General features: G+C 72.5%; 23 protein-coding genes. 12 read left to right on the top strand and 11 right to left on the bottom strand.

The features are described 5' to 3' along the window. Positions 1–15 precede the first annotated feature (15 nt). Positions 16–849, bottom strand: coding sequence for an aldo/keto reductase (locus ACVJ1F_RS14590; RefSeq protein WP_456887102.1), 834 nt, complete (start codon positions 847–849; stop codon positions 16–18). Continuing rightward, positions 849–1223, bottom strand: coding sequence for an FKBP-type peptidyl-prolyl cis-trans isomerase (locus ACVJ1F_RS14585; protein WP_043596717.1), 375 nt, complete (start codon positions 1221–1223; stop codon positions 849–851). The genes ACVJ1F_RS14590 and ACVJ1F_RS14585 overlap by 1 nt, the downstream gene beginning before the upstream one ends. A gap of 257 nt (positions 1224–1480) precedes the next feature. Here ACVJ1F_RS14585 and ACVJ1F_RS14580 point away from each other — a divergent pair, with 257 nt between their 5' ends. After that, entirely contained in the window at positions 1481–2821 is a 1341-nt protein-coding gene (locus ACVJ1F_RS14580; protein ID WP_456887100.1) for an MFS transporter, read from the top strand. Between the two features lie 72 nt (positions 2822–2893). On the opposite strand, the gene ACVJ1F_RS14575 is transcribed toward ACVJ1F_RS14580, so the two are convergent. Further along, entirely contained in the window at positions 2894–4261 is a 1368-nt protein-coding gene (locus ACVJ1F_RS14575) for a PrsW family intramembrane metalloprotease (RefSeq protein WP_456887099.1), read from the bottom strand. Positions 4262–4345: 84 nt separating this feature from the next. Between ACVJ1F_RS14575 and ACVJ1F_RS14570 the strand changes: the two genes are divergently transcribed. Beyond that, positions 4346–5479: a YihY/virulence factor BrkB family protein gene (locus ACVJ1F_RS14570; RefSeq protein ID WP_123571803.1), complete on the top strand. Its 1134-nt coding sequence runs from the start codon at positions 4346–4348 to the stop codon at positions 5477–5479. A 64-nt stretch (positions 5480–5543) separates the two neighbouring features. On the opposite strand, the gene ACVJ1F_RS14565 is transcribed toward ACVJ1F_RS14570, so the two are convergent. The 4 genes from ACVJ1F_RS14565 to ACVJ1F_RS14550 form a co-directional block, all read right to left on the bottom strand. Beyond that, complete coding sequence (locus ACVJ1F_RS14565) at positions 5544–7061, bottom strand: aspartate ammonia-lyase (protein WP_456887096.1); 1518 nt, start codon at positions 7059–7061, stop codon at positions 5544–5546. 163 nt (positions 7062–7224) lie between these two features. Next, positions 7225–7434, bottom strand: coding sequence for a hypothetical protein (locus tag ACVJ1F_RS14560; protein WP_056048161.1), 210 nt, complete (start codon positions 7432–7434; stop codon positions 7225–7227). Beyond that, positions 7434–8714, bottom strand: coding sequence for an inorganic phosphate transporter (locus tag ACVJ1F_RS14555; RefSeq protein WP_082460534.1), 1281 nt, complete (start codon positions 8712–8714; stop codon positions 7434–7436). The genes ACVJ1F_RS14560 and ACVJ1F_RS14555 overlap by 1 nt, the downstream gene beginning before the upstream one ends. A gap of 109 nt (positions 8715–8823) precedes the next feature. Then, entirely contained in the window at positions 8824–10383 is a 1560-nt protein-coding gene (locus ACVJ1F_RS14550; RefSeq protein WP_456887094.1) for a carboxylesterase/lipase family protein, read from the bottom strand. A gap of 143 nt (positions 10384–10526) precedes the next feature. On the opposite strand from ACVJ1F_RS14550, the gene ACVJ1F_RS14545 reads away from it, so the two are divergent. From ACVJ1F_RS14545 to ACVJ1F_RS14535, 3 genes are all read left to right on the top strand, one after another. Beyond that, on the top strand, positions 10527–12275 hold the full coding sequence (locus tag ACVJ1F_RS14545) for a cation:proton antiporter (RefSeq protein WP_456887092.1): 1749 nt from the start codon (positions 10527–10529) through the stop codon (positions 12273–12275). Positions 12276–12349: 74 nt separating this feature from the next. Continuing rightward, a complete protein-coding gene (locus ACVJ1F_RS14540) occupies positions 12350–13699 on the top strand; it encodes an ABC transporter permease (protein ID WP_456887090.1) in 1350 nt (449 codons plus the stop codon). A gap of 19 nt (positions 13700–13718) precedes the next feature. After that, complete coding sequence (locus ACVJ1F_RS14535) at positions 13719–13952, top strand: hypothetical protein (protein WP_056048171.1); 234 nt, start codon at positions 13719–13721, stop codon at positions 13950–13952. Between the two features lie 24 nt (positions 13953–13976). On the opposite strand, the gene ACVJ1F_RS14530 is transcribed toward ACVJ1F_RS14535, so the two are convergent. Together ACVJ1F_RS14530 and ACVJ1F_RS14525 are read right to left on the bottom strand one after the other, a co-directional pair. Further along, complete coding sequence (locus ACVJ1F_RS14530; RefSeq protein ID WP_456887088.1) at positions 13977–14276, bottom strand: hypothetical protein; 300 nt, start codon at positions 14274–14276, stop codon at positions 13977–13979. 128 nt (positions 14277–14404) lie between these two features. Further along, positions 14405–14902 carry an 8-oxo-dGTP diphosphatase gene (locus ACVJ1F_RS14525; RefSeq protein ID WP_456887087.1) on the bottom strand — a complete coding sequence of 166 codons (498 nt, stop codon included), beginning with the start codon at positions 14900–14902 and terminating at the stop codon, positions 14405–14407. A gap of 118 nt (positions 14903–15020) precedes the next feature. On the opposite strand from ACVJ1F_RS14525, the gene ACVJ1F_RS14520 reads away from it, so the two are divergent. From ACVJ1F_RS14520 to ACVJ1F_RS14500, 5 genes are all read left to right on the top strand, one after another. Continuing rightward, positions 15021–15374, top strand: coding sequence for a hypothetical protein (locus tag ACVJ1F_RS14520; RefSeq protein WP_456887085.1), 354 nt, complete (start codon positions 15021–15023; stop codon positions 15372–15374). Positions 15375–15423: 49 nt separating this feature from the next. Beyond that, a complete protein-coding gene (locus ACVJ1F_RS14515) occupies positions 15424–15954 on the top strand; it encodes a hypothetical protein (protein WP_456887084.1) in 531 nt (176 codons plus the stop codon). Positions 15955–16049: 95 nt separating this feature from the next. Continuing rightward, on the top strand, positions 16050–16334 hold the full coding sequence (locus tag ACVJ1F_RS14510) for a hypothetical protein (RefSeq protein WP_159826851.1): 285 nt from the start codon (positions 16050–16052) through the stop codon (positions 16332–16334). Between the two features lie 20 nt (positions 16335–16354). Continuing rightward, positions 16355–18463, top strand: a complete 2109-nt coding sequence (locus ACVJ1F_RS14505) for a S9 family peptidase (protein WP_456887082.1) — start codon at positions 16355–16357, stop codon at positions 18461–18463. Between the two features lie 5 nt (positions 18464–18468). Beyond that, positions 18469–19008, top strand: a complete 540-nt coding sequence (locus tag ACVJ1F_RS14500; protein ID WP_456887081.1) for a DUF1697 domain-containing protein — start codon at positions 18469–18471, stop codon at positions 19006–19008. Positions 19009–19054: 46 nt separating this feature from the next. On the opposite strand, the gene ACVJ1F_RS14495 is transcribed toward ACVJ1F_RS14500, so the two are convergent. Beyond that, positions 19055–20665 (bottom strand): CYTH and CHAD domain-containing protein, encoded by a 1611-nt coding sequence (locus ACVJ1F_RS14495; protein WP_456887080.1) that lies wholly within the window; start codon positions 20663–20665, stop codon positions 19055–19057. 74 nt (positions 20666–20739) lie between these two features. Between ACVJ1F_RS14495 and ACVJ1F_RS14490 the strand changes: the two genes are divergently transcribed. Further along, entirely contained in the window at positions 20740–22095 is a 1356-nt protein-coding gene (locus ACVJ1F_RS14490; protein WP_456887078.1) for a maltokinase N-terminal cap-like domain-containing protein, read from the top strand. Between the two features lie 93 nt (positions 22096–22188). Here ACVJ1F_RS14490 and ACVJ1F_RS14485 read toward each other — a convergent pair whose 3' ends face one another. Further along, positions 22189–23946 carry a pyruvate dehydrogenase gene (locus ACVJ1F_RS14485; protein WP_456887076.1) on the bottom strand — a complete coding sequence of 586 codons (1758 nt, stop codon included), beginning with the start codon at positions 23944–23946 and terminating at the stop codon, positions 22189–22191. Between the two features lie 83 nt (positions 23947–24029). Between ACVJ1F_RS14485 and ACVJ1F_RS14480 the strand changes: the two genes are divergently transcribed. Beyond that, positions 24030–24302 (top strand): mycoredoxin, encoded by a 273-nt coding sequence (locus ACVJ1F_RS14480; RefSeq protein ID WP_056048200.1) that lies wholly within the window; start codon positions 24030–24032, stop codon positions 24300–24302. Position 24303 lies beyond the last annotated feature (1 nt).

Below are 24303 nucleotides of genomic sequence, written 5' to 3'. Positions count from 1 at the left end.
GCGGTGGAGCCGGGCCTAGAACTCCTCGTGGGTCAGCGGGTCGCCGTCCCACAGCCGGCCCCGCTCGAGGCCGCTGATCGACTCGACCTCGTCGGGCGTGAGCTCGAAGTCGAAGACGTCGAGGTTCTCGCGCTGACGACCGGCGTCGGCCGACTTCGGGACGGGGACCGCGCCGAGCTGGACGTGCCAGCGCAGGACGACCTGCGTGGGCGTCTTGCCGTGGGCCCGCGCGATGTCGGTGACCCGCGCCTCCGTGAGGAGTTCGCTCTGCTTCGCGAGCGGGCTCCAGCTCTCGGTGACGATGCCCATGCTCTCGTGCACGGCACGCAGCTCGGCCTGGGGGAAGTACGGGTGGAGCTCGATCTGGTTGACCGCGGGCACCACGCCCGTCTCGTCGGCGACGCGCTGCAGGTGCTCGGCCGTGAAGTTCGAGACGCCGACCGAGCCGACGAGGCCGTCTTCCTGCAACCGGACGAAGGCCTTGAACGCCTCGACGTACTTGTCGATGCGCGGGAGGGGCCAGTGGATCAGGTAGAGGTCGACGAATTCGAGGCCGAGGTTCGCCCGGCTCTCGTCGAAGCTCGCCAGGGCCTCGTCGAACCCGTGGTGTCGGCCGGGCAGCTTGGTCGTGACGACCAGGTCGTCACGGGCCACGTCGGTCGCGCGGATCGCCGCCCCGACGGCCGCCTCGTTGCCGTAGTTCAGCGCCGTGTCGAGCAGACGGTAGCCCGACGAGATCGCCTGGACGACCTGCGCCGTGCCCTCGTCGCCGTTCAGCCCGTAGGTGCCGAGGCCGAGCTGGGGCAGCGTGCGCCCGTCGTTGAGGCCGACCGAGGGGGCGACCGTCATCAGCTGACGCCGAGCAGGTCGATGACGAAGATCAGCGTCTTGCCCGAGAGCGGGTGCCCGCCGCCGGCGGGGCCGTAGGCCAGGTGGGGCGGCACGACGAGCTCGCGGCGTCCGCCGACCTTCATGCCGGGGATGCCCTCCTGCCACCCGCGGACCAGGGCCTGCAGCGGGAAGTTGATGGCCTCGCCACGGCTCCAGGACGAGTCGAACTCCTCGCCGGAGTCGTGCTCGACGCCGAGGTAGTGGACGTTGACGGTCGAGCCGGACTGCGCCTCGGCTCCGTCACCGACGGTGATGTCGGTGATGGTCAGCTCGGTGGGGGCGGGGCCGGTCGGGGCGTCGATCTCGGGCTTGGTCTGGGGATCGTGAGTCATGCCGACCATCCAACCACCGACGGACCGAGGGGGCGGGTCGGCCACTCGCGTCCTCCCTGCGAGGCTCGAGGAGCCGACCCGACATCCGCACCGAGATGACGTCATCGATGCGAACACATGGACGCTACTCCGACGGTGACGGGACGCCAAATCGATCGGGCTCCGCCGCGGCCGGGGGCGGGGGCCCGGGCGGCGCCGGGAGCCGCACCGGCTGCCGCCGGCCTGCGGAAACCTGCACGATCGGCAAGAATGGCAGCTTGTCCGCCACCCCGCCTCCGCCTCCGCCGTCCGGCCCCGCCGCGCCCGCCCGTCGCCCGCTGTTCGTCGACGTCACCCCGCTGCGGACGAGCCCGGCCTTCGCCCGCCTCTTCGCGGGCAGCGCGATCAGTGGCATCGGGACGCAGCTCACGCTCGTCGCCGTCGGGCTCGAGATCTTCGAGATCACCCGGTCGACCTTCGCCGTCGCGCTCGTCGGCGTGGTCTCGCTCGTCCCGATGATCCTCGCCGGCCTCTACGGCGGCATGCTCGCCGACGCCTTCGACCGTCGGAAGGTCGCGTTGGTCGCCGCCGTCTTCGCCTGGCTCTCGACCGCGGCCATCGCGCTGCACGCGTACCTCGGGCTGCACGAGGTGTGGCTGCTCTACCTGTTGACCACGGTCAACGCCGTGGCGGGCACGATGATCGCCACCTCCCGCGCCTCGATCGTGCCGCGCCTCCTGCCCCGCGAGCTGCTGCCCGCCGCCTCCGCGCTGAGCGGCATCAGCATGGGTCTGATGCTCACCGTCGGGCCCGCCCTGGCCGGCGTGCTCGTGGCGGGCGTGGGGTTCCCGCTGACCTACACGGTCGACGTCGTGCTGTTCTCGACGGCGTTCCTCGGGATCGTCACCCTGCCCCCGATCCGCCCCGAGGGCGAGACCCAACGTCCGGGGCTCGAGTCGCTGCGCTTCGGCCTGGCGTTCCTGAAGCGGTCGCCGAACATCCGGACGACCTTCGTCATGGACATAGTCGCGATGACGTTCGGCATGCCCCGCGTCCTCTACCCGGTGGTCGGCACGCTCGTGATCGGAGGAGGCGCGGTGACGGTCGGCGTCCTCTCCGCCTCGTTCGCGGTGGGCGCCCTGCTGAGCAGCGTGTTCTCGGGACGCCTCGGCCACGTGCGCCGACAGGGTGTCGCCGTGCGGTGGGCGATCACCGCCTACGGTCTCTGCATCGCCGCCTTCGGCGTCGTGCTGCTCGTGACGCCGGCCCACGGCGGCGGCGTCACGGCCGGACTCGACCAGGCGAACCTGGCCGCCCTCGGCGGGGCCGCCCTCGCGCTGGCCGGAGCGGGTGCGAGCGACAACGTCAGCTCGATCTTCCGCTCGACCATCCTCCAGTCGGCCGCGCCGGACGCGATGCGGGGCCGCCTGCAGGGGATCTTCATCGTGGTGGTCACGGGCGGGCCGCGAGTCGGTGACCTGTTCGTCGGACTCGTCGCGGGCATCGCCGTCTTCTGGCCACCGCTGCTCGGCGGTCTGTTGGTCGTCGCCCTCGTCGCGCTCGTGGCCCGGCTGACGCCCGCGTTCGGACGTTACGACGCGGAGGCGCCGACGCCCTGACCCGCGGCGGCGGCCACGGTCGCCGCTGCCGCCGTCACCGCCGTCGCCGTCGCCGTCGCCGTCGCGAGCGCGTCACCACCCGGGGCCCGAGTGCGGCGGCCCGGTCACCTGCGACGGCCACCCCGGGTGCTGCGGGTACCCGACGAAGGCCGTCGGCGGTGCCTGCAGGGCGACGCGACTCGCGGTCAGCGCCTGCAGCAGCTCGGCCTCGTCGCGTTGGACGGCCTCGTCGAGCGCGCGGCGGCCCTTCACCAGCCGCTGGCGGGTTAAGGCGAGGCGCGTCGCGTTCGAGATGAAGACCTTCATGGCGGGTCGGATGCCCCGTGACGCGGCCCACGACCGCGCGCGGCGGCGACCGGCGCTCGACGAGAGCATGCCGACCTCGTCGGCGCTGAACCAGCCGACCGCGGCGTACTCCGCGAGCCGGTCGTGGGTGACCCTTCGCTCGTTGCGTCGCAGGAACACCACGAGCAACACCATGGCCACGAAGATCGGCACCTGCACGAGCAGGTAGTAGACGAAGAAGCCGTCGCCGACCACGAAGAGGGCACCGTTCCAGAGCGCGTGCAGTCCCGCCGCGGGGACGAGGCCGACGAAGAACCAGCCGATCGCGCCGTACGGGCCCGTCCGCCGTGCCGCGAGACCGAGGGCGAAGCCCGTGCAGGCCGTGTACATCACGTGGGCGAACGGCGACATCAGGGCCCGCACGAAGAAGACGTAGGCGAGGCCCTGGCTGCCCGTGGCCAGATCCTCCCCGACCTGCAGGGCGAAGTACTGGATGTTCTCGACGAAGGCGAAGCCCGCCGCGACCGTCGCCGCGTAGACGATGCCGTCGACCGGGCCGTCGAAGTGCCGTCGGAAGATCCACAGGACGAGCAGCACCCCGAGTCCCTTCGCACCCTCTTCGACGAGCGGGGCCTGGACCACCGCCCCGAGCACGTCCCCCAGCTCGCCGGACCTGACGCCGAGCACGGCCCGAGCCGTCTCGAGGGCGTAGTCGACGATCAGAGCGGTCCCCACCGCGACCGCAGCGCCCCAGAGGAACGCGAACAGCAGCGCCACCCGTGGCTCGGGCTCCCAGCGGTCGACCAACCAGATGCCGAGCAGCACGATCGTCAACGGGACGAAGGCGAGCAGGCTGCCGGCCAACAGCACCCCGGGCTGCACGAAGACCAGGAAGTACAGGCCGACGGCCAGGGCGAAGGTGCCGATCACGGTGAACCCGACGGCGAGCGCCACGGCACTGGCCACCCGGCGGCGAGGCGTCGGCTGGACGAAGACCGGCTGCACGGGGTACCAGACCGGCTCGGGGTTGACCGCTGGAGCATGCACCGACCAGCCCGGAGCGGCCCCCGGGGTGACGGAGGAGGGGTCGGCGTACGGCGTCAGCGGGCGGCCGTACGCGTCGTGTCCGACGCCGCGGGGATCGGACCAGGTCATCCCCCGACCCTACGGGCTGACGCCGGGGTCGGCGCAGCCTGCGGGCGGGCCGCGACGAGCCGGACGGCCCGGTAATCTCGCAGGATGGCCTCGACGCGTTCCCTGCCCGAGGACCCGTCGCTGGTCCGGTACGTGGTGATGCGGGTCTGGCACGATTTCCTGCGCCATCGCACCATCGACGCGGCCGGGTCGCTCACCTTCTTCTCGATGCTCGCCCTGGTGCCCGGCGCGCTCGCCCTCGTCTCGGGGGTCGCGCTGTTCGTCGACGACGGAGACGCCGTGGACGAGATCCTCTCCGTGGCCCGGTACGTCCTCACCCCGGACGCGATCGACACCCTGCGCTGGCCGCTCGAACAGATGCTCAGCCTGTCGAACCCCGGCGTCGCGTTCGGCATCGGCCTCTGGCTCACGCTGTGGTCGCTGTCGGCCTACACGACGGCGTTCGGCCGGGCCATGAACACCGCCTACGAGGTCGAGGAGGGGCGCCGCATCTGGAAGTTCCGCGGCCACATGATGATCGTCACGCTCGTCCTGATGGTGTCGTTCGCCGTCATCGCCGTCATCCTGCTGGTGACGCCCACGTTGAGCGACGCGGTGGCCGCACGGTTCGGCATCGGCCGCCCCTGGACCGACCTCTACGACGTCGTCAAGTGGCCGGTGCTCGTCGCCCTGGCCGTGCTGTCGGTCGCGATGCTCTACTTCTTCACGCCCAACGTGCGGCCTCCGCGCCTGCGCTGGGTGTCGTACGGGGCCATGGTCGCCCTCGGCGGCTGGGCGCTCGCCACGGTCGGCTTCGCGGTCTACGTCGCGACGGTGTCGAACTACGACCGCTTCTACGGCTGGGTGGGCGGCGTCGTGGTCGTGTTGCTCTACGCGTACATCAGCAACTTCGTGCTCGTCATCGGCGGTGAGCTCGACAGCGAGATCCTGCGGATGCGCCAGCTCCGTCGCGGGGTGCAGGCCGAAGAGGTCATCCCCCTGCCGCTCCGCGACACGGCGCGCAACCACATCCTGGCTCGCAACCTCGCCTGGGACGTCCGGGTGGGCCGGGCGATCCGCGAGCGTGCCCTGCGCGAGAACGGCGGCGTGCTCGAACCCGACGAACTCCGGCGCGTCCACCTCCGCGGTGATCGAGACCGGCCGGCCGACGAACGGCCGCAGGCCGCTCAGCGCGCCGACCAGGTCGACCCGACCACCCACGCCCCCTCGACGTCGTAGAGGCCGCGCCTCGAGGAGGCGCGGTGCCGGTCGACCGGCACCGCGCCTCCTCGACGTGGTCGCGTCAGCCGGCGGTCTCGTCGCCCGGGTTGCGGGCGCCCGTCGTGTTGGCCGCCCGGGCCACCGCCGCGGCGGGGTCCTCGACGTCGATGATCGTGATGGCGCTCGTGATCGGCGCGAGCCCCGAGAGTCGGGCGGGCGAGAGCACCTTGCGCACCTGCTCGTCGGTCATGAGGCCCGCCGCGACGACGAGCGGCGCGATCGCCGCGTTGGTCGTCAGCGCCGTGTGGGCGATGGCCGCCGCCGCCGTGTAGCCGATGTAGGGCGTGAGCGCCGTGACGCTGCCGACGTTCGTCTCGACCTGCTGGGTGAGGCGGGCGCGGTTCGCCTCGATCCCGTCGACGCAGTTGATCCGCAGGGTCTGGCAGGCGTAGGTCATCCACTGCAGGCTCTGCATGACCGAATGGGTGATCACGGGCTCGAACGCGTTGAGCTGGAGCTGCCCGGCCTCGGCGGCCATCGTGACCGTCACGTCGGCCCCGGCCACCGAGAACGCGACCTGGTTGACCACCTCGGGGATCACCGGGTTCACCTTGCCCGGCATGATCGAGGACCCCGCCTGGCGCGGCGGCAGCGTGATCTCGCTGATGCCGGCCTGCGGGCCGGACGACAGCAGCCGCAGGTCGTTGCAGATCTTCGACAGCTTGATCGCGCTGCGCTTGAGGGCGCCGCTCAGCGTCATGAAGACGCCGGTGTCGCTCGTCGCCTCGATGAGGTCGGGGGCGGTGACGAGGTCCATGCCCGAGAGCGTGCTGAGGTGTCGCCGGACGGCGTCGGCGTAGAGCGGGTCCGCCGTGATGCCCGTGCCGATGGCCGTGGCGCCGAGGTTGATCTCGCCGAGCAGCGGCACGACGTCGCGCAGACGCTGGACGTCCTCGGCCAGGGTGTGCGCGAAGCCCGTGAACTCCTGCCCGAGGGTCATGGGCACGGCGTCCTGCAGCTGGGTGCGGCCGACCTTGAGCACGTCGTGGAACTCGGCGCCCTTGGCGGCGAACGAGTCGGCGAGCAGGTCGAGCTCGACCAGGAGGCGGCGCAGGGTGAGCACCATCGCGATCTTGATCGAGGTGGGGTAGGTGTCGTTGGTGCTCTGGCTGCGGTTGACGTCGTCGATCGGGTGCAGGTGGCGGTACTCGCCCTTGGCGTGGCCGAGCAGCTCGAGGGCGCGGTTGGCGATGACCTCGTTGCTGTTCATGTTGGTCGACGTGCCGGCGCCGCCCTGGATGACCCCGACGGCGAACTGGTCGTGCAGCGCGCCCCCGCGGATCTCTTCACAGGCGCGTTCGATGGCCTCGGCCTTGACCGGGTCGAGCACGCCGATCTCGACGTTGGCGCGGGCCGCCGCCTGCTTCACGAGGGCGAGGGCCGTGACGAGGTCGGGATAGACCGAGATCGGCCGCTGCGAGATCGGGAAGTTCTCGAGCGCCCGGGCGGTGTGGATGCCCCAGTAGACGTCGGCGGGCACCTCTCGGCTGCCCAACGAATCGGTCTCGGTGCGGGTCGGTGCTGCTGTCTCGGTCGTCACGTGTGGTGAGCCTCCGTCGTCAGTCGGGGCCCGGTCGTCGTCGACCGGACGCTTCCGTCGAGCCTACCGGCGGGACCGCGGACGGGTCGTTCCCGGGGAGGCGCGGGGCGGCCGCCCGAGAGGGTCCCGCCCTGGGGACGAGACGAGCCGGGGTGGCCGGGGGTCAGCGGTGGAAGCCCGGGACGATGAGGTAGATGCCGTACAGCACGCCGAGGGCGCAGACGACGAAGCAGGCGTACCCCGCGGCGGTGCGGACGGGCGTGCGGCCCTCGACGGTCAGCAGGCGCAGGCCCAGCGAGTAGAGCGAGACGAGGGCGGCCGCGGAGAAGAGCGCGACGAGCGCGACCACGAGGAAGGCGGACCAGTCGATCATCAGCGCACCTCGTCGTCGGTCGGGACCGGACCCCGGGGGGCGGAGACGGGCTCGGGTGGGTCGTCCATCCGGACGAACGGGGCCTCGACCCCGGACGCGGGCGTGTCGACGCGGCCCTTGCGGACCGCTCGTCGGGCACGGCGACGCGAGAGCACCGAGGTGGCGGCGACGTCGACCTCGATGGCCGAGCCCTGGTCGTGCGGCCGGCGGCGGGAGATGACGAAGATCCCCGCGATGACGACGGCACCGACGGCGGCGTCGATCACGAGCCCCGCGACGCCGAGCGTGGCGATCAGGGCCGCGACGGCGCCGACCGCCGCCGAGGCGGGCAACGTGATGAACCAGGCGACGACGATCTTGCCGGCGGTGCCCCATTGGATCTTCGAGCCGCGGCGTCCGAGGCCGGCACCGATGATCGATCCGCTCGCGACCTGCGTCGTCGACAGCGCGAAGCCCAGGTGGCTGGAGGCCAGCACGGTCGCGGTCGTCGACGCCTCGGCGGAGAAGCCCTGGGTGGGCTTGACCTCGGTCAGACCGCCGCCCATGGTCTGGATGATGCGCCAGCCGCCGGTGTAGGTGCCCAGGGCGATGGCGAACGCGCAGACGACGACCACCCAGAACGGCGGGCCGGAGTCGGGCGTGAGCAGCCCGCCCGCGATCAACGTGAGCGTGATGACGCCCATGGTCTTCTGCGCGTCGTTCGTGCCGTGCGCGAGGGCGACCAGCGACGACGTGAAGATCTGGCCGTAGCGGAACCCGCCGCGCTCGCTCTTGTCGTCGCGGCGTCGGGTGATCGTGTAGGCGAGCCGCGTGGCGGTGTACCCCACGACGCCGGCGATCAACGGCGCGAGCAGGGCGGGCAGCACGACCTTCGACAGCACGACGCCGAAGTCCACCGACCCCATGCCGGCACCGACGATCGCCGCACCGATCAACCCGCCGAACAAGGCGTGCGAGGAGCTCGAGGGCAACCCCCGCAACCACGTGAACATGTTCCAGACGACGGCGCCGATGAGGCCCGCGAAGATCATCTCGGGGGTGATCTGCACCCCGCCGTCCCCTTCGCGGATGATGCCGCCGGAGACGGTCTTCGCGACCTCGGTACTGAGGAAGGCGCCGACGAGGTTGAGGATCGCGGCCACCGTGACGGCGACCTTGGGCTTCATCGCGCCGGTCGCGATCGGGGTCGCCATGGCGTTGGCCGTGTCGTGGAACCCGTTCGTGAAGTCGAAGAAGAGAGCCAGCGCGATGACCAGGACGACGATGAGTGTGATGTCCACCGGCCTGAGTGTCACAGGTGGGTGGACGCGGGTCAACTCGGTGGTGACCTGCGGGGTACATCCCGGTGAACGGCGGGTGACGCGGACCCTCGCGCGGCCGGGGCGCGGCTCACACGTGCGGGACGAAGTCCTGCCAGGCCCGGCGCCGTTCGCCCCGCGGATCGTGCTCGACGCGGTCGCGGGCGTCGATGATGAGGGTGCGTCGGCGGTACGGGTCGTAGGTCGGCCAGTCGGCGACCGCCCCGGTGCGGACGAACTCGAGCCAGCGGGAACGCGTCCGCGCCGCCGTGCGCAGGAACGCCCGACGGCCGCCCAGGAGGCTCATCGCCCACCCGAACGCGGAGCCCATCCGGTCGTAGATCGCCCAGAGTTCGAGACCGTGGAACGCGTCGACCCCGACCGTGCGGAGGATGCGCGTCGTGGCGTCGAAACGGTAGAACCGGACCGGCTGGTGGACCGCGTGCCGCTCGGCCACCTTGACGCTCGGGAACCAGAACGCGTAGTCACCGCCGAAGTCGAGGGCGGCCGGGCGGGCGGGCAGCCCCGGGTAATGCTTCTTGATCGCCTTCCGGGCCTTCTTCTCGGTCGCGGCGAAGATGGCCCGGATGCGGGGCTTCGTCGTGGCGAGGATGTCGCGGCGGCCGGTGAACACCGACCCCTCGCGATCGTTCGTGCCGATGATCAGCGGCACCGGGTGGGCCCGGCCCGCCTTGAAGGCATCGAGCGGGCGTTCGGGCAGGAAGTCGCCGTCGATGACCGGACTGAAGCAGATCGTCCCCGGATCCTCGTCCGGGGTGCGCAACTGCAACCGGCTGGCGGCCCGGACGATCGCCGTCGTCGGTGCCTCGGCGAGCATCGTCGCCGCGTCGTCGACGCTCGTGGCCTCGAGGTCGTCGTCGCGCAGGTCGTGGGCGAGCAGCTCGAGGAACTCGCCCGCCCAGCGCCGCGTCACGTCCGGCGGGTAGATGGCGTTCGGCGGTGCGCTCTGGGCGACGACCCCCCGGAAGAGGCCGCGAGCGCGCGGCACCGTCATGAGGGTCGTCACGGCGTTGCCGCCGGAGCTCTCGCCCGACACGGTGACCCGGCCGGGGTCGCCGCCGAACGCGGCGACGTTGTCGCGGACCCACTCGAGGGCGGCGACCTGGTCGCGCAGCCCGAGGTTCGAGTCGAACGGGCGGTCCTCGGTCGCCCAGTGGCTGAAGTCCAGGTAGCCGAAGGCACCCAGCCGGTAGTTCAGGCTCACGTAGACGATGCCGCCCTCATGGACGAGCGTCTCGCCCTGTCTCGGGAACTCTCGCGACGACCCCACGCTGTACGCGCCTCCGTGGACGAACACGAGGACGGGCAGCCCGTCGCCCGGTGCCGTGCCCTCCGGTGCGACCACGTTGACCGTCAGGCAGTCCTCGCTGAGCGGGGTGGTGGCGTCGACGCCCACGAACTGCACGCGGTCCTGGGGGGCCGCGGGTCCGAACCGGCCGGCGTCGCGGACGCCCGTCCACGCCGCCGGCGCCTCCGGGGCCCGGAAACGGAGGCGCCCCACGGGTGGTGCGGCGAAGGGGATGCCGCGCCAGGCGAGCACGCCGCGCTCCCGCACGCCGCGGACCTCGCCCGAGCGGGTGGTGCGGACGAGGTCGGGGGCCGGGACGGTCGCCCGGGGCTGTGCGGTCACGGAGCGATGCTACGGGTGGTCGGACGGTCGACCGGGGCCGTTCACCCGACGTTCTCCTAGGGGGTGCCTGGGAGGATGGTCGGGACTTTGCAGTCGATGCACATCGCACGGCTGCCCCGACGACTGGACGGAGCCCGGCTCACATGGAACTCGGCGAGCTGCTGATCATCTTGACCGGGTCGCTCGTCGTGACCGCCTTCGCCCGCTGGCGGGGCCTGCCCGCCCCCCTGCTGACGGTGGGCGTCGCCCTGCTCGTGTCGTTGATCCCCGGCGTGCCCGACATCGAGATCGACTCCGAGGTCATCCTGACCGTGGTCCTGCCGCCGCTGCTCTACTCGGCCGCCCTCGACGTCTCGCTGCTGAACTTCCGGGAGAGCCGCGTGCAGATCGCTCGGCTGGGGGTCGGTGCCGTGATCGTGACGGCCTTCGCCGTCGGGGGCGTCGCCTACGTGATGATCCCCGACATGACCCTTCCGGCCGCCCTCCTCGTCGGGGCGGTGGTCGCGCCTCCCGACGCCGTGTCGGCGGCCGCCATCGGCCGGAAGCTCGGCCTGCCGCGCAAGGTGATGACCGTGCTGTCGGGCGAGAGCCTGATCAACGACGCCGCGTCGCTCACCCTGGTCAAGGTGTTCCTGGCGATCGTGGGCGGTGCCAGCCTCACGCTCTGGGACGACCTCGGCATCTTCGGCCTCGCGATCGGCGTCGGCGTCGCGGTCGGCCTGGTCCTCGGCTTCGTCGCCCACCGCGTGCGCGTGCGGATCGACGACCCCGTGGTCGAGAACGTCATCGGCCTGCTGCTGCCGTTCATCGCGTACATCGCCGCGGAGGAGCTGAGCGGCTCCGGCGTGCTGGCGGTCGTGGCCGCGGGCCTCTACGTCGGCTTCAACTCGCCTCGCACGGGCTACGCGACCCGGCTGCAGGAGCGCCCGTTCTGGTCGGCCGCCGACGTCCTGCTCGAGGGGTTCGTGTTCGCCCTGATCGGCCTCCAGCTGCGTGCCGTCGTGCTCGACGTCAGCGAGAGCGAGCGTGGCCTCGGACAGAGCGTCGGCGTCGCCCTCGCCGTCCTCGCCGTGGTCGTCCTCGTGCGCCCGGTCTTCGTGTTCGGCACGTACCACGCGGCCCGTGCCGGCCGGTACCTCTTCCTCTCGACGGTGCTGCGGAAGCTCCGCCGGGTGCCCGTGCTCCGCCGGTTGCGGCGGGCGCCGGCTCTGCGGACGGTGCGCTACCACCCGCAACCCCGCATGGACTGGCGACAGCTGAGCGTCATCTCGTGGACCGGCATGCGGGGCGTGGTGACCCTCGCCGCCGCCGTGTCGATCCCGGCCGTCACCGAGTCGAGCATCCCCGTGCCGGCGCGCGACACCATGTTCCTCATCGCGTTCATCGTCACGGTCGGCACCCTGCTGCTGCAGGGGCTCACGCTGCCGGTCGTCATCAGGGTGCTCGGCGTCCGGGACGACACGCAGCGCGACCGTGACCTCGCCGCCGAGCTGGCGGTCTTCGCGACGAGCACGGAAGAGACCATGGCCTACGTCGCGGAACGGCGTGCCGACTGGGAGAAGCGCTGGGGGCCCGAGCTCACCGAACGCGCCGTCCTGCTCGCGACGACGCGGCTGCTGCGCCAGAACGAGGCGCTGCAGCGCACGGCCGTCGACGACGCCGACGAACGGGACGTCTCGGGGGCGACGGCCGCCCAGCGCGCCCGCCGTCGAGAGGCACCCCAGGCGCTCGGCTCGATCCGACGCGAGCTGCTCGCCAAACGCCGCGAGGTGGTGCTGCGCGAGCGCGACGCCGGGGCCCTCGACGAGGAGGTCATGAGGCGCGTGCTGCTCGGGCTCGACGCCGAGGAGCTCGCCATGGACACCTCGGCCTTCACGAGCACGAGGTCGTGACGCGCCCGCGGCGTATCGTGAGCGGCACCGGCGACGAGACGAGAAGACGACCGAGAGCAGGAGGGCGCGGCACCGTGGCGACCACGACGAACCAGACGACCACGGACGACGCGGGCGGGCCGCCCAAGCCCGAGCTCGGACGGTACCGTCGCTGGTACTCGACGCTCCACCCGTCGCTGCAGCTGATCGGCCTGCAGCTCTGGCTGCCGCTGTTCTTCATCGTGGGCTTCTGCCTCTGCTACATCGCGGCCTTCCACGCCCCGCACCCGCACGACGTCCCCGTCGCGGTCGTCGGGTCCTCGTCGGCCGCCGCCGACCTGCAGACGGGCCTCGACGACGCCCGGCCCGGCGTGATCGACGTCCGCGCCTACGGCTCCGCCGACGAGGCCGAGGAGGCGGTGCTCGCCGGACGCGTCGCCGTGGCCTACGACCCGGCCGAGACCACGATCTACACCGCGAGCGCCCACCAGTACCAGGTCGCCGCCCTCATCCCGGCGACGATCACCCCCGTGCTCGAGGCCCAGGGGATCACGCCCACCGTCACGGACCTGGCACCGTTGCCCGCGAACGACGAGTACGGCACCGTGTCGATGTACCTCATGCTCTCGTGGTGCATCGGCGGCTACATGGTGGCGATGTTCATCGGGCTGATGGGCGCCCCGCTCCGCCACCGCACCCGGATGACGGTGATCGGCGTCGGCGGCGGCGTGATCTCGCTCGTGACGAACGTCCTCGCCGGGCCGGTGATCGGGGCCGTCGACGGGCACTTCGTGCCGCTCTTCTTCATCGCCTGGGCCTGGATCATCGCGATCGGCCTCGCGGTCAACGGCATCAGCTACTTCGTCGGACGGTTCGTCGCCCTACCCGCGATGATCGTGTTCGTCTTCCTGTCCATGCCGTCCTCGGGCGCCGCCTACCCCGCATGGTTCATGCCCCAACCGTTCGCGTGGCTCAACGCCGTCGTGGTCGGGAGCGGCATCACCGAGATGCTCAAGCGCGTGCTCTACGGCGTGGGCCCCGGTTACGGCCGCGGCGTGACGATGATGCTCTGCTACGCCGCACTCGGCATCGTGCTGATGCTCGTCGGCAAGCGCTGGTGGGAGAGCCGCCGCATCGCCCGCATCGTGTCCGGCCGCACGACGATGTTCGCCGACGCCCAGAACGCGAACCGCGAGTTCCTCGTCGCCGAGCGCGACGAGGTGCTCGCCCGACACGGCCTCGTGGCGACGGACACGGGCACGATCAACACGATCCCGGCGGACGAACGCGACGACCTCGGTGACCCCGGTGAGCGGGGCGACATGTTCCTCGGTGCACCCGGCGGACTCGAGAACGACGAGCTCGCGACGCGACCCGTGCGCGTCGTCCCGAGCGACCGCATGGGGTCAGGGCACCCCGGGCGTGAGGACGGCGTCGCGCGCTGAGGCGGTACCCTCGACGCTCGTGACCACGACCACCCTGCACCGCCTGCTCGTCGCCCTCGCCGTCCTGCTGCTCGTCGCGGCCGGCGCTCTCTACGTCCTCTCGGTGACGCTGGCACCACAGGGCGGTCCCGACGTGGCGGCGCGCTTCGTCGGCTACGCCTGGTTCGCGGTCGTCGGTGCCGTGCTCACCGGCGTCGTCGACTTCTTCGTACGCGCGGGTCTGTCGCGCACCGGGACCCGACGCGGACGCTGACCCCGCCCGGACGGGGTGTCGGCCTCAGACGAGTCGCGCCTCGGCGCTCGAGGCACGTCGCTCGGCCAGCTCGATCGCCGCGAGGCGTTCGATGCGCTGCCACCGCGCGGCCGTGGCGGCCATGCCCGCGACGAGGGCGACCACGCCGAGGCTCGAGAGCGCCAGCAGGACGCCGCCGAAGGCGGCCCCCACCACGACGACGACGAGGCCGAGGGCCCAGGCCACCGCGGGCAGCCAGAGCGGCAGCGACAGCTGGCGCGGCGCCACCGCGGTGCGGGCCGGGCTCCGGAGCGTGGTCGTGGTCAGGCCGTCGTAGCTGGTCATGTCGCTCCCCGTGAGATCCGTCCGACGGCGGGGATCTCCCCGTGATCCGTCTCGGAACCGACCCTAGGTGGAGCACGGGCGCCACCGCGCCCCCCTCTGCGAGGGCCAGGCGTCCGGGCCGGAACGCCTCAGGGGCCGGCGTGTTCCCCCGGCAGGGGCGCGTCGGAGGCCACCGTCGCGAGGTCGGCCGCGAAGACGAACGTCCGGGCGACCCGTCCCCCGACGAGCACACCGGGCAGCCAGTACGACGCGTCGTCCCACATCTCGTCCAGGGGCAGCTCGTCGAGGTCGAACCACCGTGGGACCAGCTCGTCGCTCTCGGCGGGGTCGCCGCGCCACGCGGTGACGACGAAGACCGTCGACCGCTGGCTCCAGCTCTCACGGTGCGGGAAGAGGTAGAGCAGGTCGCCCCTCCGGTCGAGGTCCGACGCGAGCACCTCGACGCCGCTCTCTTCCGCGATCTCGCGGACCACCGCCTCCTGCACGCCCTCGCCCGGCTCGAGCTTGCCCCCGAGGCCGACCCAGTGCCCCGTGCCGAGTCCGCGCTTCTTGCGTCCCAGCAGGACCTGCCGACGCCCCTCGTGCTCCCGCAACAGGTAGGCGACGCAGACGCGGTAGACCGGCATGCCGGAAGGCTACCGGCTGTCGTCCCGCCCACAGGGCGGACGGCAGGAGGGCGGACGGCAGGAGGCGCGGGCCGCGTCCCCGGGAACCGCTCGACGGCTCGCGCGTAGGCTCGTCGGCATGTCCGAAGCACGATCGAGCGGGAGGCGACGCCCCGGGCCCGAGTTCCGCGGCGCCGGCCGGAGCCTCGAGGTGCTGCGCGCCGAGGCCCACGACGAGCTCTCCGCCCTGATCGAACTGCGCTGCCGCAACGGCGAGGACCCCTGGGACGTCATCCCCGGGCTCCCCACCGTCGACGAGCAGGTCGTCATCTCGCTGCGGGCCGACGCCCTGGGCGCCGACGGCGTGCCGACCGCGACGGGGCTCGGTCTCGCCGACGAGCTCGGCTACCTGCGCACCATCGCGTTGTGGCACCCCGAGCTGTCACGGGCCGTCTGGTCGCTCATGGGGCGGCTCGACGACGCCTCTCGCTGACCGCGCCTCGCCCGACCCGGCTGTCGGTGGTCCGCCGTAGCGTGGCCCCATGAGCTGGTGGGACGTCGTGACCGTGACCGTGGGTGCCTTCGTGGGTGCCGGGGCGGCGTTCGCGTCGAACCTGCTCGTGCGGCTGATCGAGTCGCGTCGGCGCGAGGCGTCGGCCCTCAACGAGCTGATCACCGAGATCCACTTCCGGCGCGTGCTGCGCCGGGTGGCACCGAGGCTCAGCCCCAACCCCCACGCCCTCGACCCCGTCTACGAGCAGGCGCGTCATTCGATCTCGGCCCTGCGGGGCGAGATCCGGCGGGCGCGACGGGCGCTCCGTCCCCGTTCGTCGGCCCTGCCCGTGCTCAACGAGATGACGCTGGCGTGCAACACCTTCCTCGACGACAGCGACGACGCCCCCGAGCGCTACCGCCTGCACCTCATGCAGCTGCACGCGCGCCTCAACGCCTCGGTGAGGCGGCTGCGCTCCGACCGCCGGTCCATCTCCGACCTCGAACCCGGCGAGGCGCACCTCGGCGCCACCGTCCAGGGGTTGAGCGCGCCGACCACGGTCCTGCCCGTCGACGACTGACCGCCGCCGGGTCGGACGCCGACCCGCGTCAGGGCCGGCCGACGACCGACGGCCTGGCCGGACGTCACCGAGGAGGCGCGGGTACCGTCCCCCGCATGAGCGACCGCGACCAGACCCCGGCCCCCGACACCACCCCCCGCGACGACGCGTCCGGCGCGAGCGAGACGGTCGACCCGGCCGGACACGACGTCGACGCGACGTACACGGTCCCCGGGACGCACTCCGAGTCGGCCGCCGAGAAGGCCGGCACCCCCGAGCAGGCGATCGACGAGGCCCGCGAGGGCGAGGCGCCCGACCCGGCCGACGTCCACGTCGCCTCGGACGAGTACCCCGAGGTGCCGGCCTTCAACGGCATCACGGCCAGCGACCGCTCCGTCTGAGCCGCCGTTAGGCTCGGGTGATGGCCTCCGTTCCCGCTCCCCGTGCCCCCCAGAAGCCCGTCACCCGGTCGCACCACGGCCACGACTTCGTCGACGACTACGAGTGGCTCCGTGCCAAGGACGACCCCGAGGTCGTGGCGCACCTCGAGGCCGAGAACGCGCACACCGAGGCCGAGACGGCCCACCTCGCCGTTCTGCGGCAGACGGTCTTCGACGAGATCAAGGGCCGGGTGCAAGAGACCGACCTGGGCGTCCCGGTCCGTGAGGGCTCGTGGTGGTACTACTCGCGCACGGCCGAGGGGCAGCAGTACGGCATCCACTGCCGCGCTCCGATCGCCGGGCCCGACGACTGGACTCCCCCGTCGATCGAGGCGGGCGAGGCCGCCGAGGGCGAGCAGGTGCTGCTCGACGGCAACGCCGAGGCGGAGGGGCACGACTTCTTCTCGATCGGCAGCTTCGACGTCTCGCCCGACGGCACCCTGCTCGCCTACGCGGTCGACGTCGAGGGCGACGAGCGCTACACGCTGCGCATCCGCGACCTGGCGACCGGCCGCGACCTCGACGACGTGGTCACCGGCACGGCCGCCGGCGCCCTGTTCGACGCCACCGGCCGGTACGTCTTCTACCCCACCGTCGACGAGTCCTGGCGGCCCGACACCATCTGGCGTCACGAGGTCGGGCAGCCCGGCGACGACGTCACGGTGTTCACCGAGACCGACGACCGCTACTGGATCGGGGTGGGCCTCACGCGCAGCCGCCAGTACCTCGTCGTCGACGTCGGGTCGAAGATCACGAGCGAGACCTGGCTGCTCGACGCGGCCGACCCGACCGGCGAGTTCCGGGTCGTCTGGCCGCGGCGCGAGGGCGTCGAGTACGACGTCGAGCACGCGATCGTCGCGGGCAGCGACCGCCTGCTCATCGTCCACAACGACGGCGCCGAGAACTTCGAGCTCGTCGACGTGCCGGCCGACGACCCCACCTCGACGACCGACCGCCGCGTGATCGTCGAGCACCGCGCCTCCGTCCGGCTCGAGTCCGTCGACGCGTTCTCCGGCCACCTCGTGGTCGAGTACCGCCGCGACGCGCTGCCGCGCTTCGCGGTCGTGCCGCTCGGTCCCGACGGCTACGGCGAGGTCTCCGAGGTCGGCTTCGACGAGCCGCTGTTCGCCGCCGGCGCGGGCGCCAACCCGGAGTTCCACCAGCCGACCGTCCGCTTCGGGTACACCTCGTTCGTCACGCCGTCGACGGTCTACGACCTCGACGTCCGCACGGGCGAGCGTCACCTCCTCAAGCGTCAGAACGTGCTCGGCGGCTACGACCCGGCCGACTACGACCAGGCCCGCGAGTGGGCCACGGCGACCGACGGCACCCGCGTGCCCGTCTCGCTCGTCTGGCGCCGTGACGCCGTCCCCGCCGAGGGGCCCTCGCCCGTGCACCTCTACGGCTACGGCTCGTACGAGCACAGCATCGATCCGGGCTTCAGCGTCGCCCGCCTGTCGCTGCTCGACCGCGGAGTCGTCTTCGCGGTCGCCCACGTCCGCGGCGGCGGCGAGCTGGGACGCTCCTGGTACGAGGACGGCAAGACGCTCACCAAGAAGAACACCTTCACCGACTTCGTCGCCGTCGCCGACCACCTGATCGCCGAGGGTCGCACGACCCCCGAGCTGATGGTGGCCGAGGGCGGCAGCGCGGGCGGCCTGCTGATGGGCGCGGTGGCGAACATCGCCCCCGACCGGTTCGCCGGCATCGTCGCGGCCGTCCCGTTCGTCGACGCCCTGACGAGCATCCTCGACCCCGACCTGCCGCTCACCGTGATCGAGTGGGACGAGTGGGGCGACCCCCTGCACGACGCCGAGGTCTACGAGTACATGCGCGGTTACAGCCCGTACGAGAACGTGCGCGACGACGTGACCTACCCGCGCATCCTCGCCGTGACCTCGATCAACGACACCCGGGTGCTCTACGTCGAACCCGCCAAGTGGGTGGCGCGGCTGCGCGAGGTCGACGCCCCGGTGCTGCTGAAGACCGAGATGTCGGCCGGGCACGGCGGCGTCAGCGGACGGTACGAGTCCTGGCGCGAGCGGGCGTTCGAGATCGCGTGGATCCTCGACGTCCTCGGGCGGGCCTGACGAGCGTGGACCACGTCGCGCTGCTGCGGGGCGTCAACGTCGGCACGGCCAAACGGGTGGCCATGACCGACCTGCGGCGCGTGGCCGCCGACCTCGGCTTCGAGCGCCCCGAGACGCTGCTCAACAGCGGCAACCTGGTGTTCGGGGCGTCGTCGCGGCTCGGTGCCGACGACGCCGCCGGGCTCCGGGCGGCGATCGCCCGGGCCACCGGCGTCGACGCCGACCTGGTGCTGCTCGACGCCGAGCGCTTCACGCGGCTGGCCGGGGCGAACCCCCTCCGACGCGAGGAGCGCGAGCCGAAGCTGCTGTCGGTCGCGTTCGCCGAGGTGCCGGGCGCGCTCGACGGGGTGGCGCCTCCCGACGTCGACCTGGGCGACGAAGAGATCGTGGTCTCGCCCGACGCCGTCCGCCAGTGGCTGCCGGCAGGCGTGCTCGCCTCGCGGGTGCCGGCCGCCTGGTGGCGGGGGCTGCCGACTCCGGTCACGGCCCGGAACGACGCGACCGTGCGCAAGCTCGAGGCGCTGCTCGCCCGCCGCTCCGCCTGACCCCTTCCGCGCCCGAGGTCCGACGTCAGAGGTCGGCGTCCCGACGTCAGAGGTCGGCGGCGGCGCGGCGGAAGCGGCGGAGGGCGTCGTCGGCACGGGCGGACTCGAGGGTGGCCAGCACGCCGTAGCCGAAGGCGTCCTCGCCCGACCGGTTCGCGAGCGTCGCGACCTCGCGCATCGTCCGCACCGCCGCGAGGGCATCGCGGTGCTCGCCGAGGGCGTCCTGGACGGCCTCGGCCCGGCGGGCCCGGCCGCGACCCGATCCGCTGCGGGCCCGGTCGGCCTCGAGGGCGTACCGCAGTCGTCGGGCGGCCTTCCGCGCGTCGTGCAGGACCGGGAGCGCGTCCACGGCGCCTGCGCGGTCCGTCGCGTCCACGGCCGCCAGCCCCGCCCGGACGGCCCGCCTCGTCCGCTTCCGCTCGGCCCGCAGCCGCGCGGCCGAGAGGTCGGCGGCCGGGTCGGCCGCGTGGTCCCCCGTCGCCGGGGCCGCCACGAGCGCGTCGACCGCGTCCAGCAGGTCGAACCAGGCGCCCGAGTCGAGCAGGCGACGCACGTCACCGACGGCCTCGTCGAGTCGTTCGCCGAGCCGGGCGTCGATCCGCCCCGTGACCTGGGCGGCCACGAAGCCCTCCGGAGCCGAGGAGGCGCGGGTCGCCACCCGGCCTCGCGCCACCTCGACGTCCCGAGCGGCACCCGAGACGTGGCCGACGTGGCGGGCACCCGCCACGACGGCTGCGGCGAGCGCGGGGTCGAGGACGCCGTCCCACACGGTCAGCAGGGCGCGCAGACGACGGGTCGTGGTCCGCAGCCGATGGACCGCATCCGGCCGGCCGTCGCGCACGGCGGCGTCCACCGCGAGCAGGTCGTCACGCAGACCCGCGGCGACGGTCGCGACGAAGGCCGCCGCCGACTTCTTCTTCGGGGCCGGGGTGGCCGGGGCAGGCACGACCGTCGAGGCGGCCCCGCCGGTGCCGTCGCCCGACGCTGCCGGCACAGCGAATTCCGAACCCAGCCCTCGGGCCAGCTTCGACTTCGACGACGAGAGCGACGCGCCGGCCGCCTCCAGCCGCTCCGCGACCGAGTCGAGCAGCCGCTCGCCCTCGTCGCCGTCGACGCCCGGCGCGAGCTCGACCTCCCACTCACGCCAGGTGCGCAGCACGCCCGTGTCGGGGTTCGACGCCCGCACGACGTCGTCGGCGAGTTCGGCCAGCTCGCGGTCCGAGCCGTCGAGCAGGCGGGTCACGGTGCGCGTCGTCTCGAGTCGGAGCACGGGGTGCACCGGCCGGCCCCGCAGCCGCGCCTCGACCAGCCGGCGCAGCGCGTCCGGCACGGGCTCGCCGGGGTCGCCGAGCGGCCAGTGGACCTCGCGGCGCCCGGTCGTGCCGGCCGACGGCGGCAGCTTGAGGTGCCATCCGGCGTCGCCACCGCCCTCGCGCCTCCTCAGGGTGGTCCGGGCCCCGAGCAGCGTGTGGTCGACGGTGTCCCAGTAGGTCGCGGCGAGCTCGACGGGGTCGTCGTGCCCCACGCCGTCGACGACGAGCGCCTCGGCGGCGCCGCCCCCCACCCCGACCAGGTCGGGCACCCCGGCGGTCTCGTGGACGTCGTACTTGCGCTCGATCTCGGTCTGTTCGGTGCGGTGCGGTAATGCGGGGCTCATGCCTCCGTTCTAGTCGGGAGGCCTGGTGGCCGGCCCTCCGGACCCCGCGGGGCGGCCCGGCGTAGGGTCGTCGCATGAGCGATGTGGCACCGATTCTTGCCGGATGGATGGCGCGTCAGCGCTGGTACGCGACCAAGGGACGAACGCCCGCCCTGCGGGTGATCGGATCGTTCGAGGCCGAGGTGGACGACGCCCTCACCATGACGCTGCTGATCATCGACGAGGCGGCGGACGTCCCCGTCCTCTACCAGGTGCCCCTCGTCAGCCGCGCGACCCCCCTGCCCGGCGGCGACGCGGCCTTCATCGGCTCGGCCGACGGACGCTACCTCTACGACGGTCCCCACGACCCGGCCTACGCCCGTGGGTTGCTGCGCACCATGTCCGCCGAGGCGCACGTGGCGGGTGCCGACGTCACGGTCGACGGCACGCGCATCGTCGACCCCGGGCAGGTGCGTCGCTCGCGCGTGCTCTCGGGCGAGCAGTCGAACACCTCGATCGTCTACGACGTCGAGGGCGGCCCCGTCGACCAGGTCATCGCGAAGGTCTTCCGGGTGCTGCACCACGGCGACAACCCGGACGTCACCACCCAGGCCGCCCTGACCCGGGGCGGGTCGACGCACGTCCCCTCGTCGTTCGGCTCGTTGCGCGCGACCTGGCCCGACGTCGGGCGCGAGGGCGGGACGGCCACCGGCCACCTCGCCTTCTCGCAGGAGTTCCTCCCCGGCCTCGAGGACGCCTGGCGCGTGGCCCTGACGGCGGCGGCCGACGGTACCGACTTCACCGCCGAGGCCCACGCGCTCGGCGTCGCCGTCGCCGAGGTGCACGCGACCCTCGCCGCCGACCTGGGCACGGTCCCCGCGGGCGACGACGAGATCGCCGGGGCCCTGACGAGCATGCGTCGACGCATCACGACCGCGTCGCGCGAGGTGCCGCAGATCGCCGAGCACGCCGCCGCGATCGGAGCCGTCTACGACGCGGCCGAGCACCTGCACTGGCCCGACCTGCAGCGCATCCACGGCGACCTCCACCTCGGTCAGGCCCTGCTCTCGCCCGAACGCGGCTGGATGCTCATCGACTTCGAGGGCGAGCCCCTGCGGCCGATGCCCGAACGCTCACGCCCCGACCTGCCGATCCGCGACATCGCGGGCATGCTGCGGTCGTTCGACTACGTGGCCGGTTCGCTGGCGCAGGAGGCCGTCCCGGTGGACGCCGCGGCCTGGGCGCACGACGCCCGCCGCGCGTTCGTCGACGGGTACGTCGCCTCGTCCGGCGTCGACGTCCGGGCCGCCCGCGCCCTGCTCGACGCGTTCGAGATCGACAAGGCCGTGTACGAGGCGATCTACGAGAGCCGCAACCGGCCGGACTGGATCGACATCCCGCTCGCGGCCGTCGCCCGGCTCGCCGCACGCAGCGCCCCCGCCGCCGGCTGAGCCGGACGAGCAGGGTCGCGAGGCGTCCCCCGCGTGGTGCACCGCGCCTCCTGACCCCTCGACAGCGAGGGGGCAGGAGGCGCGGCGTCGACCTCAGGGACGCGGCACGTTGCGCAGGTTCGACCGCGCCATGGCCACGGCCTCGCCCGCGCCGCCGTTCATGACGATCTTCGACATGGCGAGCGAGAAGCCCTTCACCTGGGCGCCCGTGATCGTCGGGGGCAGCGAGAGCGCCTTCGGGTCGGTCGCGATGTCGACGAGCGCCGGACCGTCGTGTTCGAAGGCTGCCTCGTAGGCCGCCCGGAGGTCGCGGGGGTCGTCGACGTGGACGGCGTGGATGCCGATGGCGCGCGCCACCGCGGCGTAGTCCGTGTAGGGGACGTCGACGCCGAAGTCGGGGAACCCGTCGACGAGCATCTCGAGCTTGACGAGGCCGAGCGTCGAGTTGTTGAACACGACGATCTTCACCGGCAGCTGGTACATCTGCGCCGTGACGAGTTCGCCCATCAACATGGACAGCCCGCCGTCGCCCGAGATCGAGACGACCTGGCGATCGGGGTAGGCCATCTGCGCACCGAGGGCGTGCGGCAGGGCGTTGGCCATCGAGCCGTGCAGGTACGAGCCGAAGATGCGCCGGCGCGGGGTCGGGGTGACGTAGCGCGCGGCCCAGACGTTTCCCATGCCCGTGTCGGCCGTGAAGATGGCGTTGTCGGCCGCGACCTCGTCGAGCAGCGAGGCCGCGTACTCGGGGTGGATCGGCCGCATCTTCTCGACGTTCTTCGTGTAGGCCCCGACCGCACCGGTCATCAGCTTCTCGTGCTTCTTGAGGGTCTTCTCGAGGAACCTGCGGTTCTTCTTGCGTGTCACGAGCGGCATGAGCGCCCGGAGGGTCGGGGCGATCGCCCCGTGGACGGGCATCTGCACGTCGGCGCGACGACCGATCACGGCGGCGTCGACGTCGACCTGGGCGATGGTGACCTTCGAGGCGTCCGGCAGGAACTGCGGGTACGGGAAGTCGGTGCCGAGCAGCACGAGCAGGTCGGCGTCGTGGATGCCGGCGTGGGCGGCACCGTAGCCGAGCAGGCCGGTCATGCCGACGTCGAACGGGTTGTCGTACTGGATGACGTCCTTGCCCCGCAGGCTGTGCCCGATCGGGGCACCGACGAGGTCGGCCAGGGCGATGATCTCGTCGTGCGACCCACGACCGCCCTCGCCGACGAAGAACGCGACGGTGTCGGCCTGGTTCACGGCATCGGCCAGGGCCTGCACGTCGTGCCGGTCGGGCACGAGTTCGGGCGGGCGGACGCTGACGTAGGCGGGCACCTTGCCGCCCGCGTCGAGTTCGGCGATGTCGCCCGGCAGCGTGATCACGCTGACGCCCTCGCCCGCCAGGGTGTGCCGGATCGCGCTGGCGACGACCATCGGCGACTGCTCGGCCGTCGAGATCATCTCGCTGTACCCCGAGCACTCGACGAAGAGGCGGTCGGGGTGGGTCTCCTGGAAGTAGTCCGAACCGATCATCGTGCTCGGGATGTGGCTGGCGATGGCCAGGACCTTGGCACGGCTGCGGTTGGCGTCGTAGAGCCCGTTGATGAGGTGCAGGTTGCCCGGGCCGCACGACCCGGCGCAGACGGCGAGCTCGCCGCTCATCTGGGCGTCGCCCGAGGCCATGAACGCCGCGGCCTCCTCGTTGCGGACGTGGATCCAGTCGATCCCGCCCTTCGCCGAGCCGCCCGTGCGACGCACGGCGTCGACGATCGGGTTCAGGCTGTCGCCGACGATGCCGTAGATCCGGCGGACGCCGGCGGTGACGAGCTGGGCGATGATCTGGTCGGCGACCGTGTCTGCCATGGTGTTCCCTTCGTGGTGCGTGCTGGTACGCCTCCCAGACAACTCCCCCGGCGCTCACCGCCGACCGGGCTTAACCTGGGGTCATGAGCGACATCGCGAGCACGTACGTCCCCGAGTCCGGCACCATCACCATGTTCAGCACCTCGTGGTGCGGCTACTGCGCCCGCCTCAAGCAGCAACTCGGCAAGCAGGGCATCGCCTTCACCGAGGTCAACATCGAAGAGGTCCCCGGCACGGCCGAGATCGTCGAGAAGGCCAACGGCGGCAACCAGACCGTGCCGACGATCGTCTACCCCGACGGCTCGACGGCCACGAACCCCTCGCTCGCCGACGTCCAGGCCAAGCTCGGCCTCTGAC

Source organism: Frigoribacterium sp. 2355 (genome assembly GCF_054060695.1).
This window is presented reverse-complemented; position numbering and strand designations above follow the sequence as displayed.

Bases quoted from the DNA above. Each gene is read 5' to 3' on its own strand.
- ACVJ1F_RS14590 (WP_456887102.1), bottom strand. From the start codon at position 849: ATGACGGTCGCCCCCTCGGTCGGCCTCAACGACGGGCGCACGCTGCCC.
- ACVJ1F_RS14585 (WP_043596717.1), bottom strand. From the start codon at position 1,223: ATGACTCACGATCCCCAGACCAAGCCCGAGATCGACGCCCCGACCGGC.
- ACVJ1F_RS14575 (WP_456887099.1), bottom strand. From the start codon at position 4,261: ATGACCTGGTCCGATCCCCGCGGCGTCGGACACGACGCGTACGGCCGC.
- ACVJ1F_RS14570 (WP_123571803.1), top strand. From the start codon at position 4,346: ATGGCCTCGACGCGTTCCCTGCCCGAGGACCCGTCGCTGGTCCGGTAC.
- ACVJ1F_RS14560 (WP_056048161.1), bottom strand. From the start codon at position 7,434: ATGATCGACTGGTCCGCCTTCCTCGTGGTCGCGCTCGTCGCGCTCTTC.
- ACVJ1F_RS14545 (WP_456887092.1), top strand. From the start codon at position 10,527: ATGGAACTCGGCGAGCTGCTGATCATCTTGACCGGGTCGCTCGTCGTG.
- ACVJ1F_RS14530 (WP_456887088.1), bottom strand. From the start codon at position 14,276: ATGACCAGCTACGACGGCCTGACCACGACCACGCTCCGGAGCCCGGCC.
- ACVJ1F_RS14525 (WP_456887087.1), bottom strand. From the start codon at position 14,902: ATGCCGGTCTACCGCGTCTGCGTCGCCTACCTGTTGCGGGAGCACGAG.
- ACVJ1F_RS14520 (WP_456887085.1), top strand. From the start codon at position 15,021: ATGTCCGAAGCACGATCGAGCGGGAGGCGACGCCCCGGGCCCGAGTTC.
- ACVJ1F_RS14515 (WP_456887084.1), top strand. From the start codon at position 15,424: ATGAGCTGGTGGGACGTCGTGACCGTGACCGTGGGTGCCTTCGTGGGT.
- ACVJ1F_RS14510 (WP_159826851.1), top strand. From the start codon at position 16,050: ATGAGCGACCGCGACCAGACCCCGGCCCCCGACACCACCCCCCGCGAC.
- ACVJ1F_RS14505 (WP_456887082.1), top strand. From the start codon at position 16,355: ATGGCCTCCGTTCCCGCTCCCCGTGCCCCCCAGAAGCCCGTCACCCGG.
- ACVJ1F_RS14495 (WP_456887080.1), bottom strand. From the start codon at position 20,665: ATGAGCCCCGCATTACCGCACCGCACCGAACAGACCGAGATCGAGCGC.
- ACVJ1F_RS14490 (WP_456887078.1), top strand. From the start codon at position 20,740: ATGAGCGATGTGGCACCGATTCTTGCCGGATGGATGGCGCGTCAGCGC.
- ACVJ1F_RS14485 (WP_456887076.1), bottom strand. From the start codon at position 23,946: ATGGCAGACACGGTCGCCGACCAGATCATCGCCCAGCTCGTCACCGCC.
- ACVJ1F_RS14480 (WP_056048200.1), top strand. From the start codon at position 24,030: ATGAGCGACATCGCGAGCACGTACGTCCCCGAGTCCGGCACCATCACC.